This window comes from Corynebacterium pseudodiphtheriticum DSM 44287, from assembly GCF_000688415.1.
Taxonomy (GTDB): Bacteria; Actinomycetota; Actinomycetes; order Mycobacteriales; family Mycobacteriaceae; genus Corynebacterium; species Corynebacterium pseudodiphtheriticum.
This window is the reverse complement of record NZ_JIAH01000006.1, coordinates 362,226-381,196: the sequence shown is the minus strand read 5'-3', so window position 1 is coordinate 381,196 and position 18,971 is coordinate 362,226. Positions and strand designations below refer to the sequence as shown.

Below are 18,971 nucleotides of genomic sequence, written 5' to 3'. Positions count from 1 at the left end.
CTGACCATTGTCTCCCCGTAGAACTACGGGACAGCAATCCACGGGCTCGCAGAGAACCAAACGGGTACATCACTCGAACTATTCTGCAGAGCTCGCTGCCGAACAAAGCTATGTTGATGCTTTGTTCGGCATTTTGGATTCAGATGTCTCTCAAGCACGACAGCGTCTTGCCGACGCACAGCTAACTATCGACCCTGCCAATGCTGATTCCGATGCCTTGCTGCGTCGCGAAACCGAATATCACCGACTGCAAGAAAAACTCGACCAGTTGAACCTGGCGCAGATCGGTCTGGTTTTTGGACGCATAGATGTGGACGCGAAAGGTGAAAACCCGACGTCAGAGGGTCTGGACCGCCGATATATCGGACGCATCGGTCTCATGGATCGTGATGACGACTACCGTTCACTGCTGATCGACTGGCGCGCCCCTATGGCTCGGCCGTTCTATTTGGCCACTACTGCCCACCCAGAGGGAGTACGGGTTCGCCGACATATTCGCACCGCGGATCGCGTCGTCAAGGATATCGACGACGAGCTCCTATCTGGCACCGCTCCAGGCGACGCGGATCGCGCTGATGTAGCCGGCGAGGCTGCACTGCTGCACGCAATGAATAGCGCTCGCGGTGAACACATGGAGTCCATCGTAGAAACCATCCAGCGAGAGCAGGATGCGATCATTCGCGATAGCACCCGCGGGGTTCTCGTCGTGGAAGGAGGACCCGGCACAGGGAAAACTGCCGTCGCGCTGCACCGAGTGGCCTACTTGTTATACACCTGGCGGGAGCAGCTTTCACGGACCGGCGTATTGATCATCGGGCCGAACCCGACTTTTTTGAACTATATTTCGCAGGTTCTTCCCGAATTGGGGGAAACTGGCGTGGTTCTAAGTACGATTGGCCGTCTCTACCCGGGGTTGCGCCCTACCTTGCACGACACTGCTGAAACCCGACGGGTCAAAGGCTCGCTGCAGATGGTCGATGTATTGAAGGCAGCGGTCAAGGCTTATCAACACGTGCCGAAGCATAGCCGGGAAGTGGTGCTAGAAGGCACTCGCGTGGAGCTGACACCAACCATGGTGAAAACAGCTCGTACAAAAGCACGACGGTCGCGAAAACCGCACAACGAAGCCCGTGAAATCTTCAGTGAGCAGCTCCAAGAGCTTCTTGCGCAGGGTTTGGCTGAAATCATAGGCCACGATCCACTAGATGGTGGCAACCTACTCAATAGCGCGGATATTTCAGCGTTGCATGAAGATATTTCCGATGAGGCCATCGTCGACGAGCTTGTAGACGAGTTCTGGCCGCAGTTAGGGCCGCGCCAAGTATTGCGCGAACTGTTATCCGACCGCGAGACATTGCACGCTGCTTGTCGCGGTAACGGGGGCGAAGAATTCGCGTCTGCCCTATGGCGTTCGGAGCAAGGATGGTCGGATTCTGATGCCGCACTGTTGGATGAGCTTGCCCAGCTGCTGGGCAGCGGTGATGACGAACAGCAAGCTGCTGCGGATGAGCAGGAATGGCGCGAAGCACTGGAAGAAGCCGAGGGTGCACTGGATATCCTGGCTACTTCGGAATCCACCGATAACGATGATGTCTTCGACTCAGAAATACTGTCTGCGCACCACGTGATCGACGCGGAAACCTTAGCGCGTCGCCAGCAGGCACGCGATTATCGGACCACCGCAGAGCGGGCAGAAGGCGACCGTACCTGGGCATTCGGACACGTTGTCGTCGACGAAGCGCAGGAACTTTCTGCGATGGAATGGCGAATGGTGTTTCGCCGGAGCCCTAACCGATGGATGACGGTAGTTGGGGATCCTGCCCAAACGAGTTCACCGGCTGGCTGTGATAGCTGGAGCGAGGCATTGGAGCCGTTCGTCGGCAAGCGCTACCGGCAGCATCAACTGACGATTAATTATCGAACACCGGTGGAAATCGCTGAGCTGGCCGAAAGCATCGTGCACAAGTACAGCCCAGATACCACAGTGGCCCAGGCTATCCGTAACCGGAAAGGCGCTGTGCGCTGGCTACCAAGTGGTACCTCACCTGAGGAGGTTCGTGATCAATTGCGCGCAGACGAGACTGCCGCGAGTGCGGAAGACGATACCGCTGACCAAAACCAGCGCAGTTATGCGATTATTTCTGCCCACAATGCCACCACGTACAAGGGCCTAGAATTTGACCACGTGATCGTCGTTGAACCGAAAGAAATCATCGCTGCTTCCTCGCGCGGATGGCAGGATCTCTACGTTGCATGTACCCGCGCAACGCAGACGCTCAGCATTATCGGAACGTTGGACTTAGCAGGGTGGGACTAAGAAGGCTTGGACTTAGCAGGGTTGAGATTAGACAGGCACTAGTACCACGCCGGTTTTCACCGGTCGGTGCCTGTCTAACTGTGGTGGCTATGCCACGGTGTGCACGATAATCACGTCACAATCGGATTGTCGTGCGATATCTGCTGGCACCGAGCCCAATAACCGCCCCGTCAAGGTATTGATGCCACGGTTTCCTACCACGAGCACATCAGCATCGTGTTGGGAAACTATGCGCATCAGCGCTGCGACGGGGCTTCCAGTTTCCATAGCTGCAGCCACTGTCTGTACGCCAAGCGCTCGGGCCTCTTCACACGCTGGTTGCAATATAGAATCGGCATGTTCTTGTCCGACTACTGGATGTTCACTTTGGCATTCTTGCTGACCGACTGTGTCTTCAGGTTCGTAGTAGGCGCACGCGATGATTAACTCGGCGTCGAAGGCTGCGGCCAAACGCGCAGCACGCCGGACCGCTAATAGTGATGACGGGGAGCCATCGCTGCCAACCACAATGGTGGAATAATCTTCGTTGCTAGGATCGGCGGGTGGCTTCCCCATGCCGGAGGATTCAGATCTCATGATTCCCGGAGCCCTGCTCCCCTATGCTTGCGCTTCATCTGCTTGTTCATGATGATCACTGTTGACAACCAACACGTCTACATCAAAACGCCGAGTAACCTCACTGGGTATGCTGCCGAAAACACGACCGGACAGCGTCTTTAGGCCGCGGTTGCCGATGACCACAAGATCGGCTGCGGATTCTTCAACCACCTCCCGTAGCACTGCTACCGGGCCCCCATTAAGTGCACGTAGCTCGATGTGCCCTGCACCTTCGTCCGTAGCTACCTGTTGGGCTTCGAGCAGGATATTTTCGGCGGCATCGCGATTAATAACGGGCAGCGCATTTGCGTCGGCTTTGGCATCAATCATGAGACCATTTTTCTGGTAAAAAGCAGAAACGATGATCAGCTTGGCTTGAAATGCCCGCGCCAGACTCGCAGCTGACCGCACAGCATGCAGTGATGAGTCTGATCCGTCAGATCCAGTAACGATAGTGGAATATGCGACCACGGGGAGTTCCTTCCGAACTTGGCAATAGTGCGATTCTAACGCCTTATCTCAAACTCCACGGAAAAATCACCGGAGAATCCGGCAAATATGACGCGATTATCACCACACTGGCTGCAAGTTATATACCAGCTTCTTTCACTCCGCGCAGTTCCTTTTTCAGATCCGCGATCTCATCACGCAATCGGCCTGCCAACTCGAACTTGAGATCCCGGGCGGCAACCTTCATTTGCTTCGTCAGATCGTCGATAAGAGTTTGGATCTCGCCTTCTGCCATGGATGACACGTCTGGCTTGTCGACGAGGGCCGCATCGCCGGATTCCGAGTTATTTTCCGCTTCCCCGTCATCACCAGATTCGTAAACTTGGTCCAGGATATCCGCGATCTTTTTCCGCAGTGGCTGCGGGTCGATGCCGTGTTCCTTGTTGTAGGCGATCTGCTTTTCCCTGCGGCGTTCGGTTTCTTCGATAGCGTTGTTCATTGATTCCGTGATCCGGTCGGCGTACATGATCACTTCACCTGAGACGTTACGAGCGGCACGACCAATCGTTTGAATCAGCGACGTCGTCGAACGCAGAAAGCCTTCTTTGTCTGCATCCAAAATCGCCACCAGGGAAACTTCTGGCAAGTCCAAGCCCTCACGCAACAAGTTGATGCCGACAAGCACATCGAACTCACCCAACCGCAACTGCCGCAGCAATTCCACACGTTGCAAGGTGTCAATGTCGGAGTGCAGGTAGCGCACCTTGACACCGTGTTCCAGCAAGTAATCAGTAAGGTCTTCGGCCATGCGTTTGGTCAGCGTGGTCACGAGCACGCGCTCATTCTTTGCCGTGCGCGTTTTCACCTCATCGATAAGGTCGTCGATCTGGCCTTTGGTTGGTTTCACGGTGACCTTCGGGTCCACCAGGCCCGTCGGACGAATGACCTGCTCTACGTATTCACCACCGGCCGCGGTGATTTCGTAGTCACCCGGGGTGGCAGAGAGATAGACAGTCTGGCCGACGCGTTTTTCAAATTCGTCGAAAGTCAGTGGCCGGTTATCCAGAGCAGAGGGTAAACGGAAACCGAAATCCACTAAATTCCGTTTACGCGACATATCGCCTTCGAACATGCCCCCGATCTGTGGGACGGTCACGTGTGACTCGTCGATGATCGTGAGGAAGTCTTCTGGGAAATAATCCATTAATGTTGCTGGCGCGCTGCCAGCCTCTCGTCCGTCGATATGGCGAGAGTAGTTCTCGATCCCTGAGCAGAAACCGACTTGTTCGATCATTTCCAGATCGTATTCGGTGCGCATGCGTAACCGTTGGGCTTCGAGAAGCTTGCCGCGGTTTTCCAATTCTGTAAGACGCTGTTGCAGCTCCTTTTTGATGTCCGCAATGGCTTTTTCCATGCGTTCTGGCCCCGCGACGTAATGTGTGGCTGGGAAGATGCAAACCTCGTCGACTTGTTCTAGGATGTCGCCGGTCAAAGGGTGGATATAGTACAACGCGTCGATGTCGTCGCCGAAAAATTCGATTCGCACAGCGCGTTCTTCATAGGCCGGGATGATATCAACTGTATCGCCGTTGACGCGGAAGGCACCGCGGGTAAATCCGACGTCGTTGCGTTCGTATTGAATATCGACCAGCAAGCGCAGGAAGCGATCACGCTCGACTTCGTCATCGACCTTCATGACGACGGAGCGGTCCAGGTAGGACTGTGGGGTTCCCAGACCGTAAATGCACGAGACGGAAGAGACCACGACGACGTCGCGGCGTGAGAGCAGCGCGGAGGTCGCGGAGTGCCGCAGGCGTTCGACGTCCTCGTTGATTGAGGAGTCTTTTTCGATATAGGTGTCTGTCTGCGCGACGTAGGCTTCCGGCTGGTAGTAGTCGTAGTACGAAACGAAGTATTCCACCGCGTTGTGCGGGAGAAGCTGTCGCAATTCGTTGGCTAGCTGCGCCGCGAGGGTTTTATTCGGCGCCATGACTAGCGTGGGGCGCTGCTGTTGTTCAATCAGCCAGGCTGCGGTGGCGGATTTACCAGTACCGGTGGCGCCGAGTAGGACGACGTCGGATTCGCCTTCTTTCAGGCGCCGATCGAGTTCTTTAATTGCTGTTGGCTGGTCACCGGCCGGTTGGTACTCAGAGACGACCTCGAAGGTCTTTTTCCGGCGCTCGATTGCGCCGACTGGGCGGTGTTCGGATTCAGATAAAACAGGGTACTCAGCAGCAAAAGCCATAGTCGCCAGTCTACTCTGCTATCTCGGCTGCGCTTGCTTGGTCAACTGTTTAATCTTGTCGACGGCTTGTGCGATTTGTTGCGTTAGGTCTTCTTCAGTGCCGTTGTTGTCAAGGAGGATGTCTGCGTATTGTTTGCGCGTTTCGTCGTCGATTTGCGCGTTGATGCGACGGCGGACATCGTCTACGTCGAGGCCACGCTTGGTAGTCAGCCGTTCGAGGCGCACGTGTTCTGCGGCGTGCACGACGATGGTTGCGTCCATGTCTTTGTGTAGGCCTTTATCAATCAGGAGGGGCATGTCGTAGATGACGGCTTCTGCCCCATTTTCGCGGGCTTCGTCGAATAGTTCTTGTGTGCGCTGGTTGATGCGTGGATGGGTGATGTTGTTGAGTCGCTGGGTGGTGTCTTTATTTGTAAAGGCGCGCGATGCAAGCAGTCCGCGGTCAAGGGAGCCGTCGGCATTGAGGATGTCTTCGCCGAATTCTTTGGCGAGTTCGGCCAGTGCGGGTTGGCCGGGTTCGACGATTTCGCGTGCGATGAGGTCGGCGTCGACGATTGGGAATCCGTGTTCTTGCAGGATTCGGGCGACGGTTGACTTACCGCTGCCGATCCCTCCGGTAAGTCCGATAATTTTCATAATCCCAGTGTAGAACGCAAAAACCCACTTCTCAATGCCCGGGTTAAGGCAGAAAGAAGTGGGTTCTTATGTTTTTGCGGCGCTAGCTGAGAACTTTGGCTAGCTAAGCGGCTTGTTTAGTTGCCAGCCAGCTTGTCGCGCAGTGCAGCAAGCTGCTCGTCGGAAGCCAGGGAGCCTGCATCCTCGGTGGTGCCTTCGGATGACGGAGCGGCATCCGATGCGCCGGACTCGGAGGAGTAGTTAGCGGCTTCGTCGCTGTTAGCAGCGGCTTCTGCTGCGGCACGGTTGCGCTCGATTTGCGCGGTGTGCAGCTGGAAGCGACGCTCGGACTCGGCGTAACGAGCTTCCCAGGCTTGACGCTGTTCGTCGAAGCCTTCTTTCCACTCGTTGGTCTCTGGGTCGAAGCCTTCTGGGAACAGGTAGTTGCCCTGCTCGTCGTAGGAGTCGGCCATGCCGTACTTGGATGGATCGAATTCCTCGGTGTAGTCCTCGTCTGCCTGCTTCAGGGACAGGGAGATGCGACGACGCTCGAGGTCGATGTCGATGACCTTGACCATGGCTTCTTCGCCAACGTTGACAACCTGGTCTGGAACCTCGACGTGGCGCTGGGCCAGCTCGGAGATGTGAACCAGGCCTTCGATGCCTTCTTCGACGCGAACGAACGCACCGAATGGAACCAGCTTGGTGACCTTGCCTGGAACGATCTGACCCACAGCGTGAGTGCGGGCGAATACGCGCCAAGGATCTTCTTGGGTTGCCTTCAGCGACAGCGAAACGCGCTCGCGGTCCAGATCAACATCCAGAACCTCAACGGTTACCTCGTCACCAACGGTGACAACCTCGGATGGGTGGTCGATGTGCTTCCAGGACAGCTCGGAAACGTGTACCAGACCGTCGACACCACCCAGGTCCACGAAGGAACCGAAGTTGACGATGGAGGAAACGACACCCTTGCGAACCTGACCCTTTTGCAGCTGGTGCAGGAATTCGGAGCGAACCTCGGACTGGGTCTGCTCCAGGTATGCACGGCGGGACAGAACAACGTTGTTGCGGTTCTTGTCCAGCTCGATGATCTTAGCGTCAAGTTCCTGACCGATGTAAGGCTCCAGGTCACGAACGCGGCGCATTTCTACCAGGGAAGCAGGCAGGAAGCCACGCAGACCGATGTCCAGGATCAGGCCGCCCTTGACAACCTCGATAACGGTACCGGTGACGTGCTCGTCGTTTTCCTTGAGGTCCTCGATGGCACCCCAAGCGCGCTCGTACTGTGCGCGCTTCTTGGAAAGCAGCAGACGGCCTTCCTTGTCTTCCTTCGTCAAAACCAAGGCGTCGATCTGGTCGCCCAGCTGAACAACCTCATCTGGGTTGACGTCGTGCTTGATGGACAACTCACGAGAAGGAATTACACCCTCGGTCTTGTATCCGATGTCAAGCAGTACCTCGTCGTGATCGACCTTGACGACGGTGCCTTCTACAATGTCACCGTCATTGAAGTACTTGATGGTCTCGTCGATCGCGGCGAGAAAATCCTCAGCGGTGCCGATGTCGTTTACGGCTACCTGAGGGGCCTTAGAAGCTGTCATATTGTTGCGTGCTCCGAAATGGATAGGAAATCGATTGTGTACATTTGCAGTCTCTCGCGGACTTCACTTCAGGCACTGAACCTAAGAGAACGGTTCAGTGCCTCATGCAAGCTCACGATCTCGCGCCACAAGTGCGTCAAACTTCCTATCAGAGTTCACGCACTTCTAACGCATAGACGTGCCTTATAAAGCATAAACCCGTTCAGTGAGCCATGCAAGCTTTTTGTCCGATTTTCCGCTCGAACCGGGAAAGTTTTTGAGATCTAATCGCCAGACACGACACCCTAGAACTACCCTAATGTTCACTACATTCCCACTGGTGAAGACCCTCCCCGCTGTAACCCATTGCCCCAAATTCGTTCAACAATTTAAGCTTGGCTAAATAAAGGGTGAATCAAAACACACGAAAATTTCAGTGAGAGAGCAGTCACTGCTATACTTTGCGCAATCCCGCGATCTCACCGAAGCAAAACTACCTATACGTATTTGCATTGATATTTCAGTCGCCGATTGACGCCATCGCGTGGAGCTTTGAATTCGACACTCACAGGAGAATGTTATGAAGATGACGAAATCCATCGGAGTTCTGGCAGCTGCCGGGCTCTCATTGACGCTGGTTGCCTGCAGCGACGATTCTGGAAGCTCCAGTGCTGGCGGCGCCGAGGGCAGCACTAACTACATCCTTGCCAACCTCACAGAGCCACAAAACCCGCTGGTCCCAGGAAACACCAACGAGGCTGGCGGCGGAACCGCAATTCAGTTCCTTTATTCGGGACTGACCTACTACGATGCCAAGGGCGAATCACACAATGACCTCGCTGAAAGCATCGACTTCGACGGCGACCGCACCTATACCGTCAAGCTGAAAGATGCCAAGTGGGAAGATGGCACCCCGATTACCGCGAATGACTTCGTCGATGCCTGGAATTACACAGTCTCGGAATCTTTGCTCCAGGAGTCTTTCTTCACACCAATCAAAGGTTATGCAGAAGGCGCAGAGTCAATGGAAGGCCTGACCGTCGAAGACGACAAAACCTTCACCATTGAGCTTTCCGAACCAACCGCTGACTTTGAGCAACGTCTCGGATACGGCCCGTTCAAACCACTGCATCCTTCAGCATTTGACGACATCGACGCCTACGGCGAAAAACCGATCGTTAATGGTCCATACAAACTTGCTGAGTGGAACCACAACGAAAACATCCTCCTCGTTCCTAATGAGGAATACGAAGGCGACCGCAAAGCACAAAACGACGGCGTCGACTTCCGCATCTACACCCAGCAGGATGCCGCCTATGCAGATCTGCTGTCCGGAAACCTAGACGTCATTGACTCCATTCCGGAATCCGCATTGTCCCAGTTTGAAGACGAGCTGGGCGATCGCGCAATCTCGCAGCCATCCGCTATTTTCCAGGCGTTCACCATCCCGAGCGAGCTGGAACACTTCGAGGGCGAAGAAGGCAAACTTCGCCGTCAAGCCATCTCTCTCGCTTTTGACCGGGAAGAAATCTCCAAGACGATTTTCCGTGACACCGTCACCCCAGCTAAGGACTTCACCTCCCCGGTTATCCCTGGCTACGAAGAGGATCTAGAGGGCAATGACGTTCTTGAATTCGATCCCGAAAAGGCGAAGGAACTTTGGGAGCAGGCCAACGATATCAGCGAATTCAACGGCACGTTCGAAATCGCTTATAACGCCGATGGTGGCCACCAAGCGTGGGTTGATGCCCTCACCAACCAGTTGTCAAATAACCTCGAAATCGATGCGATCGGCAACCCATACCCTGACTTCAAGGGTCTGCGCGATGACATCACGAGCGGAAGCATCGACACCGCTTTCCGCTCCGGCTGGCAGGCCGACTACCCGTCTTTGGGTAACTTCCTGGAACCGAATTTTGCCACCGGCGGTAGCTCAAACGACGGTAAATACTCCAGTGAAGAATTCGATGCCAAGTTGGCTGAAGCACAGCAGGCAGAAAGCGCCGAAGAAGCCACCAAGCTCTACTCGGAAGCACAGAAAATCCTCTTCAAGGACCTGCCAGCAATCCCAATGTGGTACTCCAACGCTGCAGCCGGACATTCCGAAGCTGTCGAGAACGTAGAATTCGCATGGAACCGAGTTCCAGTGTTCTACGCCATCACCAAGTCTTAAGAAAAACTAATGAGTGTTACAAAACACTCAGATAGGTTACACTAAGGCGACGTCAATCCGGTCAGTCCGAATACGACTGACCGGATTTCGCCCGTTATAAGTTAAGGAAAAACCTATGTTGCATTACATAGGGCGCCGAGTCTTGCAAATGGTTCCAGTCTTTTTCGGAGCCACATTCTTGATTTTTGCCCTCGTGTTCTTGATGCCAGGTGATCCCGTCGAAGCCCTCGGCGGCGACCGTGGTCTCAGTGATATTGCCCGGCAGCGTATCCAGGAAGAATACAACCTGGATAAGCCTTTCCTCGTGCAGTACCTGCTCTACCTCAAAGGCATTTTCACCCTTGATTTTGGCATGACTTTTTCTGGCCAGTCAGTCTCATCGCTTATGGCCAATGCCTTTCCGGTGACGATCAAACTGACAGTAATGGCTGTCGTGTTCGAAACCATTTTTGGTGTGCTGTTCGGTTTCATTGCCGGAATTCGCCGCGGCGGAATCTTCGACTCCACCGTTTTGGTGCTGTCTCTGCTGGTAATTGCGATCCCATCCTTCGTGATCGGTTTCGTGATGCAATTTTTCGTCGGTGTGAAGTGGGGCCTGTTACCCGTCACGGTCGGTCGTAATGAAACCTTCCTCGAGCTGCTCATGCCCGCCATCGTGCTGGGTGCAGTATCGCTGGCCTATGTCATCCGCTTAACCCGGCAATCCGTATCGGAAAATCTCCGGGCAGATTACGTGCGCACCGCTCGCGCCAAAGGCATGTCGGGCGGCTCAGTAATGACCCGCCACGTGCTGCGGAATTCCATGATTCCCGTGGTTACCTTTATCGGCGCCGACCTCGGCATTCTGATGGGCGGTGCAATCATTACCGAAGGAATCTTCGGCATTAACGGTATTGGTGGCACTTTGTACCAGGCGATTATCCGTGGTGAACCCGCCACCGTCGTATCCATCACCACCGTGCTGGTCATCGTCTACATCATCGCCAACTTGCTGGTCGACTTGATGTACGCCGTGCTCGATCCAAGGATTCGCTATGACAAATAAGAACTACTTCCAACGCCCGCGCCTGGAACGCTACGTCGCAGACACCGATGAACAAGGCCTGGGCGCAGTCGACGCCGTGAACGACGACCGCCCGCCACGTTCCCAATGGGGCGAAGCCTGGGCTAGCCTGCGCAAACGCCCCCTATTTTGGGTCTCGGCAGTTTTGATTCTGTGCACCATCGCCTTGGCACTGTTCCCGCAGCTGTTTACCTCGACTGATCCACGCTTTTGTGAATTATCAAATTCCCTGGGTAAACCAACTTCCGGTCACCCATTTGGCTTTGACCGTCAAGGCTGCGATATTTATGCCCGCACCGTTTATGGCGCACGCGCTTCGGTGGCCGTAGGAATTCTTGCAACCGCCATGGTCATGATTATCGGTACCATCATTGGCGCAACCGCCGGCTTCTTCGGCGGCTGGGTGGACTCGGTCCTCTCTCGCTTTACCGACGTTTTCTTCGCCGTGCCACTGCTGTTGGCCGCCATCGTCGTCATGCAGATGTTCCGCGAATCGCGCTCGCTATGGTCTGTGGTCCTGGTGCTGTCATTATTCGGTTGGACGAATATCGCACGTATTGCCCGTGGAAGTGTGATGAGCGTGAAAAATGAAGACTTCGTTACCGCCTCCCGCTCACTTGGTGCCTCACGCTGGACCATGCTGACCAAACACATCCTGCCAAATGCCGCGGCTCCAATCATCGTCTACGGCACCGTCGCACTCGGTGTGTTCATCGTCGCCGAAGCTACCTTGTCCTTCCTGGGTATCGGGTTACCACCAGAAGTCGTGAGCTGGGGTGGCGATATTTCTTCGGCACAAAGCTCGTTGCGTACCCGACCTGAAATTCTGTTCTATCCAGCCGGAGCACTGGTAATTACCGTGCTGAGCTTCATCCTCATGGGCGATGTCGTCCGCGACGCCCTAGACCCGAAAGCGAGGAAACGATGAGTTCTTCCGAGAAACACTCCAGTGGTGCCAAAACCGACGTAACAAAAACCAGCGAAGCTACCTCAACTGCAGACTCACCACAGCCTTTGCTGCGCATGGACGACGTGAAGATTTCATTCCAGTCATCGACAGGTGTCGTCGAAGCAGTCCGCGGAGTCAGCTTCGATATTTATCCCGGTGAATCCGTCGCGATCGTCGGCGAGTCGGGATCGGGTAAATCCACCACCGCGATGTCGATCCTAGGGCTATTGCCCGAAAACGGTTCAGTCACTGGTGGCTCGATCATCTTCGACGGCCAGACCATCAACGAGATGAGCGAACGGCAGATCCAGCAAATTCGAGGTTCAGAAATCGGACTGGTCCCGCAGGACCCGATGTCCAACCTGAACCCGGTATGGAAGATCGGCACGCAAGTCGCGGAATCTCTGAAGGCGAATAACGTCGTCGGCAAATCCGATGTGAAAAAGCGCGTCAATGAATTGCTGGCAGAAGCCGGTTTGCCTGATCCAGAATCGCGCGCGAACCAATACCCTCACGAGTTTTCTGGTGGTATGCGCCAGCGAGCATTGATCGGTATTGGCTTGGCAGCGAACCCACGTCTGCTTATTGCTGACGAACCAACCTCCGCGTTGGACGTGACCGTGCAGAAAAAGATCCTGGACCACCTGAAAACTCTGACTGATCAGCACGGCACTGCCCTGCTATTTGTCACCCACGACCTGGGGCTGGCGGCAGAGCGTGCAGAGCACCTGATCGTAATGCACCGCGGACGCATTGTAGAAGCCGGACCTTCGCGGGAAATCCTGGAAGACCCGCACCACCCGTATACGCAACGCCTGGTCAATGCTGCTCCCTTGATGGCCTCGCAGCGCACCCACACCACCGCACAGGTAAGCGTCGGCAAACAGGCTGATGAAACCGCCGCGCAGGATCACAAGCCAGCGCACGACAAAGCTGCCCCGCAGGAGATTATCCGAGTAAAAGACCTGACGAAGGAATTCCCGGTTCGCGGCAAACGCGGTGAAATGTTTAAGGCCGTTGATAACGTCTCCTTCACGCTGAACAAGGGCGAAACTTTGGCAGTCGTCGGAGAATCTGGTTCCGGTAAATCCACCGTGGCGAATATGGTGCTGAACCTGCTGGAACCAACCTCGGGCGAAATTCTGTACCAAGGCGAAAACGTGCAAAAGATGACGGCGAAAGAAATCTTCCGCTTACGCCGCAAGTTGCAAGTTGTGTTCCAAAACCCGTATGGCTCGCTGGATCCGATGTATTCGGTATACAAGTCCATCGAGGAACCGCTGGTACTGCACAAGGTTGGCAACCGGAAGTCGCGTGAAAAGCGAGTCGCCGAATTGCTGGATATGGTGGCCATGCCAGCGTCCGCTATGCGCCGCTACCCCAACGAGCTTTCTGGTGGTCAACGCCAGCGCATCGCTATTGCGCGCACTCTAGCGTTGGAACCAGAAGTTATTGTGCTCGACGAAGCCGTGTCTGCTTTGGATGTCCTGGTGCAAAACCAGGTCATCGAACTGCTCAATGAACTACAGCAGAACCTGCGTTTGTCCTATCTGTTCATTACGCACGATCTGGCAGTGGTCCGCCAGACCGCCGATAACGTGGTGGTGATGAAAAATGGGCAGATTGTGGAGCGCGGCCCGACAGAATCGCTGTTCGACGATCCGCAGCAGGACTACACCAAGGAACTCATCAACTCGGTTCCAGGTCTGTCCATCAAACTCGGTTCTGGGTTGCAGCAGGGCTAAAACCTGGGGTAGAACCGGGCTAGCACAAGGCTAAGCCCTGGCTACGGGGGATGCCGGGGTACAACCGCCACAGCTGGGTCAGCAAAGTACGACTAAAATGGGCTTATGGTCCGCACACGTACTTCGTACCCAGCAAGCACCCGATTTCTGCAGGTGCTGCGCGTCCAGGATGTCACCGACGGCATGCGTCGGGTCACCCTGGGCGGCCCACAACTAGCAGCGCATACTGCCGACAACGGCTACGTCGTCCCAGAGTTTCGCTCAGATAATTTCGATGACTCCATCAAACTAATCCTGCCCAATTCTCCTGGACAACAACCCGTGGGCCCATCGCAGCGCGATGGAAAATTGGATTGGCCTGCAAAATCTTCGTCGTCGCCACGCCGAACTTATACCGTGCGCCGTTTCAATAGCCAGCACGGCGAGCTGGATATAGATTTTGTTTTGCATGGCTCCGGCCCCGCCACCTCGTGGGCGTCACAAGCTCAACCTGGCGATACTGTGCAAATCGCAGGCCCGAAGTCGACGTCTTCCCAACCGCAAGGCGCTGACTGGATCCTTGCCGCTGGTGATGCTACCGCGTTGCCCGCGCTGAGCCGTTGGCTAGAAGAATGGCCTGCCGGGCAGCGCGGCAAATTTTTTATTTTGGTTGACGAGCACTCCCACCGCCAACAATTCCCCTGCCCAGAAGGCGTGGAAATCACCTGGTTGTTCCACAGCGATGGGGACACACTGTACGATGCCATCACTGCCACCGACTGGTGGGACGGCGAAGTTTTCGCCTGGGTAGCTGGCGAGTCTGCCAGTTTGAAACCAATTCGCCGGTGGTTGCAGGAGGCCAAGGGGCTACGTAAACACCAGATGCATTTTTCTGGTTATTGGAAATCCCGCACGAAGCACTACTCCACGCCACCACGCCGGGCGCCAGAAACGTTGGCCAGTCCCAGCGCACATACCGCAACAGCGAACACTGCCGAACCAGCACAATTAACACCGCACGAGGGCGGGCACGCTGGGAACGGTACGTCAACCCGCAACACTCAGGCAGAATTTGCTGCTCTGAGTGACCTCACCGCGGCTTTCGCCATTCGCACGGCAGTAACCGTGGGACTGGGCACCACCTTGGCCACCGCCCCACGTGATGTGCACGAGCTTGCTGCAGCCACGAACACCCAAACGGCTGGGCTGGAAAAGCTTTTGGTGTACCTGGAAACCCTGGGCTTGGTTTCCCGTGCCGCGTCTGCGCAGTGGCAGTTGACTGCTTCTGGCCGGATTCTGGCTGAAGACGCCACCGTCGAGCAGCTATCTGATAACAATCAGCGCAACCAAGCAACTTTGGCGGGTCTCGTGCACCTGCGTACCGCGCTTGTCGACGGCTACCACCCGGGAATTGCGGCTGCGGCCGGGACAGCCACGGGATCAGGCACCGCAGCAGCACCAACCGAAGCAACAGAAACAACAGACGCAACTAACTCAGTCATCCCGGTGACTGCAGATCTGGCCCAACGCGACGATGCGGCGGCAACCGAGTATCTGCAGGATCTCTACCGCAAGCAACAACAAACCGGGGCAGATTCGCTGCGGCTTGCTTGCCAGTGCCGAGTGCCGGATTTCACTGGTGAAACCGGTGCCACCGCACCGTCTGCTGCCTCACGTTCTGCCACCGCGCAGTCTAGTGCTGAGCGGTCTAGTGCCGAGAGCGCACTGGTCACCTTCGCACTGTACGGCGAGCAACTGCGCAGCCGGGAAGAGCTGTATTATCTCTTCGGCCGCGCAGGGTTACCAGTGCCGACCGTCGGCAAGCACGGCTCCGATCTGCCAGATGCAGGCAGCTTAGTCTTCGAGTTTCGGACCTAGAAGAAGTGGCTCACGCCCCGACCGCAATGCCGAGCAACTCGCGGTTGGCTCTCGAGCACTCCAGAATGCTGCCGGGTGCTAGCGAGGCTAGTGCTCGGCGGCTTGCCAGTTGGTGCCCGAGCCGGTGGAAACCTCCAGCGGGACGGTCAGCGTGATGGCTTGATCCATTTCGCGTTCCACCAGCTCGCGGACCTGCTCCAGCTCGCCTTGCGCGATTTCCACGACCAACTCGTCGTGCACCTGCAACAACACCCGGGAACGCAACTTCGCTTCCCGCAGCGCGTCGTCGACACGGATCATCGCCACCTTAATGATGTCTGCGGCCGTGCCCTGAATCGGCGCATTCAACGCGGCCCGTTCGGCGTTCTCCCGGGCAACGCGGTTATCTGAGTTCAGCTCCGGCAAATAACGGCGCCGACCAAACACCGTTGCGGTAAAGCCATCATGCCGGGCCTTTTCGACGACCTCATCCAGGTACTGCTTCACCCCACCGAAGCGGGCGAAGTAGTTTTCCATGATCTTTTTTGCCTCCCCCGGTGGAATATTCAGCTGCTGCGATAGGCCGTAGGCAGACAAGCCGTACACCAGGCCGTAGGACATTGCCTTAACCCGGCGGCGCAGTTCCGGGGTGACTTCTTCCACCGGGACGTCGAACACGCGCGAACCGACATAATTGTGCAGGTCTTCGCCTTCTTGGTAGGCCTGGATTAGCCCCGGATCGCCGGATAAGTGCGCCATCACGCGCATTTCGATCTGCGAGTAGTCCGCACTCAGCAGCGTTTCAAAACCTTCACTGACCTGGAATGCGGAGCGGATCTTCCGCCCGGCCTCGGTACGCACCGGGATATTCTGCAGGTTGGGGTCTGACGAGCTCAACCGGCCGGTCGAGGCCACCGTTTGGTGGAAGCTGGTGTGAATGCGCCCATCGCCTTGCACGGTTTTGGACAGCCCTTCCAGGGTGGTCTTCATCTTCTGGTATTCGCGGTGTGCCAGCAGCCGGTCCAAAAATGGGTGCGGGTGCTTCGCCGCCAAAGCCTCGATCTCACCAGCGGCGGTGGAATAACCAGTTTTGGTTTTCTTCGTCTTCGGCAAATCTAGGGTCTCAAACAGCACGGTTTGCAGCTGTTTGGGCGAATTCAAGTTCAGGTTTTCATCACCGGCCAGCTCGCGGGCGGCGTCTTGTTCTTCGCGCACCATCTCGGCGAAGGTCTCGGCTTGCTCGTCCAATACCTCACGATCGACGGCAATGCCGGTGGCTTCCATCGTTCCTAGGATCTGCACTAGCGGCAGCTCCAGGTCGCGGTAGAGCTCGAAACTTTCGATCTTCAGCAGCTCGGCGGTCAAAAGCTCCGCTAGCTCGAGGATCGCCCCGGCTTTTTCCAACAGCTGCTGGGTTTCCCCCTCCCCGCCCGGCAAGGTTTTCTGCAGGTGGCGCTGGTAAACATCGGCCAGATCATAACCGCGCTGGCCTGGGCGCAGCAGATATGCGGCGATCGCGGTGTCGTGGCTGATGCCGCGCAGCTGGTAGCCGCGGCCTGCCAGCATGTGGAAGGCCGCTTTGGCCTCGTGCAAATATTTGCTGGCGCTGTCGTCGGCAAGCCATTCTGCCAGGGCTTTGTCTTCGTCGGCGGAAAGATCTTCCAGCACCACCGTGATGCCCTGCCGGTTCGTGTCGACGAGCGCAATCGCTGTGGCATCCCCCTGGCCCGGCGCGCCGTTGCCGTCGACGAACATGGCGACGCCTTCGGTGTGTTCGGCGAGCCAGTCGGTGAGTGTGGCTTCGTCGTGTGAGATGGCGGGTAATTCGGGGGTGTCGTCAATCTCGGCTTCAGCGCCAAATACGCCGAGTACGCGGTCGCGTAGGTTGGGGCCGAATTCGAGGTCGTCGAAATGGGCGGCCACTTGGTTGGCGTCGACGTCGGCAAAAGAAAGATCATCCGGGCTGTGCGAAAGCTGCATATCAGTGATCATTTGCGTGAGTTCACGGTTGAGGCGCACTTGTTCGATGCGTTCGCGGAAGCTGTTGCCGGCTTTGCCTTTGATGTCGTCGGCGTTGGCGATCAGCTCGTCGAGGCTGCCGTATTGTTTGATCCATTTTTGTGCGGTTTTTTCGCCGACGCCGGGGATGTTGGGAAGGTTATCGGATGGGTCGCCACGTAGCGCGGCGAAGTCCGGGTATTGCTGCGGGCTCAAGCCGTATTTTTCTTCTACGGCATCTGGGGTGAAGCGGTGCAGCTTGGATACCCCGCGCATGGGGTACAACACGGTGGTGGTGTCGTTGACCAGCTGTAGGTAGTCGCGGTCGCCGGTGACGATCAGTGTTTCGTATTCGCCGGACTGTGCCCCGGCCGCGGTGGCCAGGGTGGCGAGGATGTCGTCGGCCTCGTAGTTTTCGACTGAGAGCGTGGTGATGCCGAGTGCTTCGATGACTTCGCGGATGAGTTCAACTTGGCCCTTGAATTCTTCTGGCGTGGCCGCGCGCTGGGCTTTGTAATCCGGGAATTTTTCGGTGCGGAAGGTCTTGCGCCCGACGTCGAAGGCCACCGCGATGTGGTCGGGTTTTTCATCGCCGACGATGCCGGTAAGCATGGTGAGGAATCCGTAGACCGCGTTGGTGTGCTGGCCGCCGCCGGTGGAGAAATTTTCTGCCGGGAGTGCGTAAAAAGCACGGAAGGCCATGGAGTGTCCGTCGATGAGCAAGAGGCGTTTCATGCCCTACACTTTAGCCGCCACCGGCAGCACACTACAGCCACAGCGCTAGAGCCCAACCGCCGCAGCTAGAGCACCGTGGCCTGCTGCCCCGTTACGCTTGCCGACGGTCAAGCTCCTGCCATTCCACACTCAGTTCAGGGTTCAGCACAGCGCGCACCCGCTCGACGAGGAAGCAGTACAAGTTATCGGTGCCGTCTTCGATGCCGTCAGCAACGTCTTCTCCGGCGGAAGTGATCGCCACGATGGCCCGGCGCGAGTGTTCCCCGGCGTGTACTAACTGTGCTCCCCATCCACCTTCGCCACGATGGCCGTCTTCATCAGCCGAGAGGCTTTCCAGCCAGGCTTGGGCTAATGCGCAGGCGTCAGCACCTTCGAGGACCGCACGCACGGTAGCAGCGGTGCCGTCATTCCCGGGTGGTGTGCCCCAGAGCCAGTCCAGGTTCACGCGGTAGGGATGAAGCATTGGGGGGTTACCTTTCGCCGTATTCTTCCCTGGCATTCTAGCTCTGCGAGAATGGAAGAATAAGCGCTATGGAATATATTTGCTCACCGATAAAGGCGAAGAGCTTCTTGAGCTTTGACTCTTCAACGCGTGCAGTGTTGAAAAAATGCGCCCCAGTATCATCAAACCAGCTGCAACGGTAATTAAATCCCGAATGGTCCCC

13 protein-coding genes are annotated in these 18,971 nt (G+C 56.3%); 6 read left to right on the top strand and 7 right to left on the bottom strand.

Going from position 1 to position 18,971, the window contains the following annotated elements:
* The first annotated feature begins 7 nt into the window (after positions 1-7).
* Positions 8-2,317, top strand: a complete 2,310-nt coding sequence (locus tag O146_RS0104830) for a HelD family protein (protein WP_027017823.1) — start codon at positions 8-10, stop codon at positions 2,315-2,317.
* Positions 2,318-2,404: 87 nt separating this feature from the next.
* Here the strand turns inward: O146_RS0104830 and O146_RS0104825 are convergent, their stop codons facing one another.
* The 5 genes from O146_RS0104825 to rpsA all read right to left on the bottom strand — a co-directional run bounded on the left by O146_RS0104825 (position 2,405) and on the right by rpsA (position 7,828).
* Positions 2,405-2,893 carry a universal stress protein gene (locus O146_RS0104825; RefSeq protein WP_081820569.1) on the bottom strand — a complete coding sequence of 163 codons (489 nt, stop codon included), beginning with the start codon at positions 2,891-2,893 and terminating at the stop codon, positions 2,405-2,407.
* Between the two features lie 21 nt (positions 2,894-2,914).
* Positions 2,915-3,385: a universal stress protein gene (locus O146_RS11165; protein WP_021352220.1), complete on the bottom strand. Its 471-nt coding sequence runs from the start codon at positions 3,383-3,385 to the stop codon at positions 2,915-2,917.
* Positions 3,386-3,503: 118 nt separating this feature from the next.
* Positions 3,504-5,609: an excinuclease ABC subunit UvrB gene (gene uvrB / locus O146_RS0104815; protein ID WP_027017821.1), complete on the bottom strand. Its 2,106-nt coding sequence runs from the start codon at positions 5,607-5,609 to the stop codon at positions 3,504-3,506.
* 18 nt (positions 5,610-5,627) lie between these two features.
* Complete coding sequence (coaE, locus tag O146_RS0104810; RefSeq protein WP_027017820.1) at positions 5,628-6,245, bottom strand: dephospho-CoA kinase; 618 nt, start codon at positions 6,243-6,245, stop codon at positions 5,628-5,630.
* A 116-nt stretch (positions 6,246-6,361) separates the two neighbouring features.
* Positions 6,362-7,828 (bottom strand): 30S ribosomal protein S1, encoded by a 1,467-nt coding sequence (gene rpsA / locus O146_RS0104805; RefSeq protein ID WP_027017819.1) that lies wholly within the window; start codon positions 7,826-7,828, stop codon positions 6,362-6,364.
* 559 nt (positions 7,829-8,387) lie between these two features.
* On the opposite strand from rpsA, the gene O146_RS0104800 reads away from it, so the two are divergent.
* From O146_RS0104800 to O146_RS11160, 5 genes are all read left to right on the top strand, one after another.
* A complete protein-coding gene (locus O146_RS0104800; RefSeq protein WP_027017818.1) occupies positions 8,388-9,980 on the top strand; it encodes a peptide ABC transporter substrate-binding protein in 1,593 nt (530 codons plus the stop codon).
* A gap of 115 nt (positions 9,981-10,095) precedes the next feature.
* Positions 10,096-11,025 carry an ABC transporter permease gene (locus O146_RS0104795; protein ID WP_023019550.1) on the top strand — a complete coding sequence of 310 codons (930 nt, stop codon included), beginning with the start codon at positions 10,096-10,098 and terminating at the stop codon, positions 11,023-11,025.
* On the top strand, positions 11,015-11,971 hold the full coding sequence (locus tag O146_RS0104790; protein WP_027017817.1) for an ABC transporter permease: 957 nt from the start codon (positions 11,015-11,017) through the stop codon (positions 11,969-11,971). The genes O146_RS0104795 and O146_RS0104790 overlap by 11 nt, the downstream gene beginning before the upstream one ends.
* A 95-nt stretch (positions 11,972-12,066) precedes the next feature.
* On the top strand, positions 12,067-13,737 hold the full coding sequence (locus tag O146_RS0104785; protein WP_035000596.1) for a dipeptide ABC transporter ATP-binding protein: 1,671 nt from the start codon (positions 12,067-12,069) through the stop codon (positions 13,735-13,737).
* A gap of 105 nt (positions 13,738-13,842) precedes the next feature.
* Positions 13,843-15,594 (top strand): siderophore-interacting protein, encoded by a 1,752-nt coding sequence (locus O146_RS11160; protein WP_027017815.1) that lies wholly within the window; start codon positions 13,843-13,845, stop codon positions 15,592-15,594.
* A gap of 87 nt (positions 15,595-15,681) precedes the next feature.
* Here O146_RS11160 and polA read toward each other — a convergent pair whose 3' ends face one another.
* Together polA and O146_RS11155 are read right to left on the bottom strand one after the other, a co-directional pair.
* Positions 15,682-18,306 (bottom strand): DNA polymerase I, encoded by a 2,625-nt coding sequence (polA, locus tag O146_RS0104775; protein WP_035000551.1) that lies wholly within the window; start codon positions 18,304-18,306, stop codon positions 15,682-15,684.
* Between the two features lie 91 nt (positions 18,307-18,397).
* Entirely contained in the window at positions 18,398-18,769 is a 372-nt protein-coding gene (locus O146_RS11155) for a hypothetical protein (RefSeq protein ID WP_027017813.1), read from the bottom strand.
* Positions 18,770-18,971 lie beyond the last annotated feature (202 nt).

Bases quoted from the DNA above. Each gene is read 5' to 3' on its own strand.
- O146_RS0104825 (WP_081820569.1), bottom strand. From the start codon at position 2,893: ATGAGATCTGAATCCTCCGGCATGGGGAAGCCACCCGCCGATCCTAGC.
- uvrB (WP_027017821.1), bottom strand. From the start codon at position 5,609: ATGGCTTTTGCTGCTGAGTACCCTGTTTTATCTGAATCCGAACACCGC.
- coaE (WP_027017820.1), bottom strand. From the start codon at position 6,245: ATGAAAATTATCGGACTTACCGGAGGGATCGGCAGCGGTAAGTCAACC.
- rpsA (WP_027017819.1), bottom strand. From the start codon at position 7,828: ATGACAGCTTCTAAGGCCCCTCAGGTAGCCGTAAACGACATCGGCACC.
- O146_RS0104800 (WP_027017818.1), top strand. From the start codon at position 8,388: ATGAAGATGACGAAATCCATCGGAGTTCTGGCAGCTGCCGGGCTCTCA.
- O146_RS0104795 (WP_023019550.1), top strand. From the start codon at position 10,096: ATGTTGCATTACATAGGGCGCCGAGTCTTGCAAATGGTTCCAGTCTTT.
- O146_RS0104790 (WP_027017817.1), top strand. From the start codon at position 11,015: ATGACAAATAAGAACTACTTCCAACGCCCGCGCCTGGAACGCTACGTC.
- O146_RS0104785 (WP_035000596.1), top strand. From the start codon at position 12,067: ATGGACGACGTGAAGATTTCATTCCAGTCATCGACAGGTGTCGTCGAA.
- O146_RS11160 (WP_027017815.1), top strand. From the start codon at position 13,843: ATGGTCCGCACACGTACTTCGTACCCAGCAAGCACCCGATTTCTGCAG.
- polA (WP_035000551.1), bottom strand. From the start codon at position 18,306: ATGAAACGCCTCTTGCTCATCGACGGACACTCCATGGCCTTCCGTGCT.
- O146_RS11155 (WP_027017813.1), bottom strand. From the start codon at position 18,769: ATGCTTCATCCCTACCGCGTGAACCTGGACTGGCTCTGGGGCACACCA.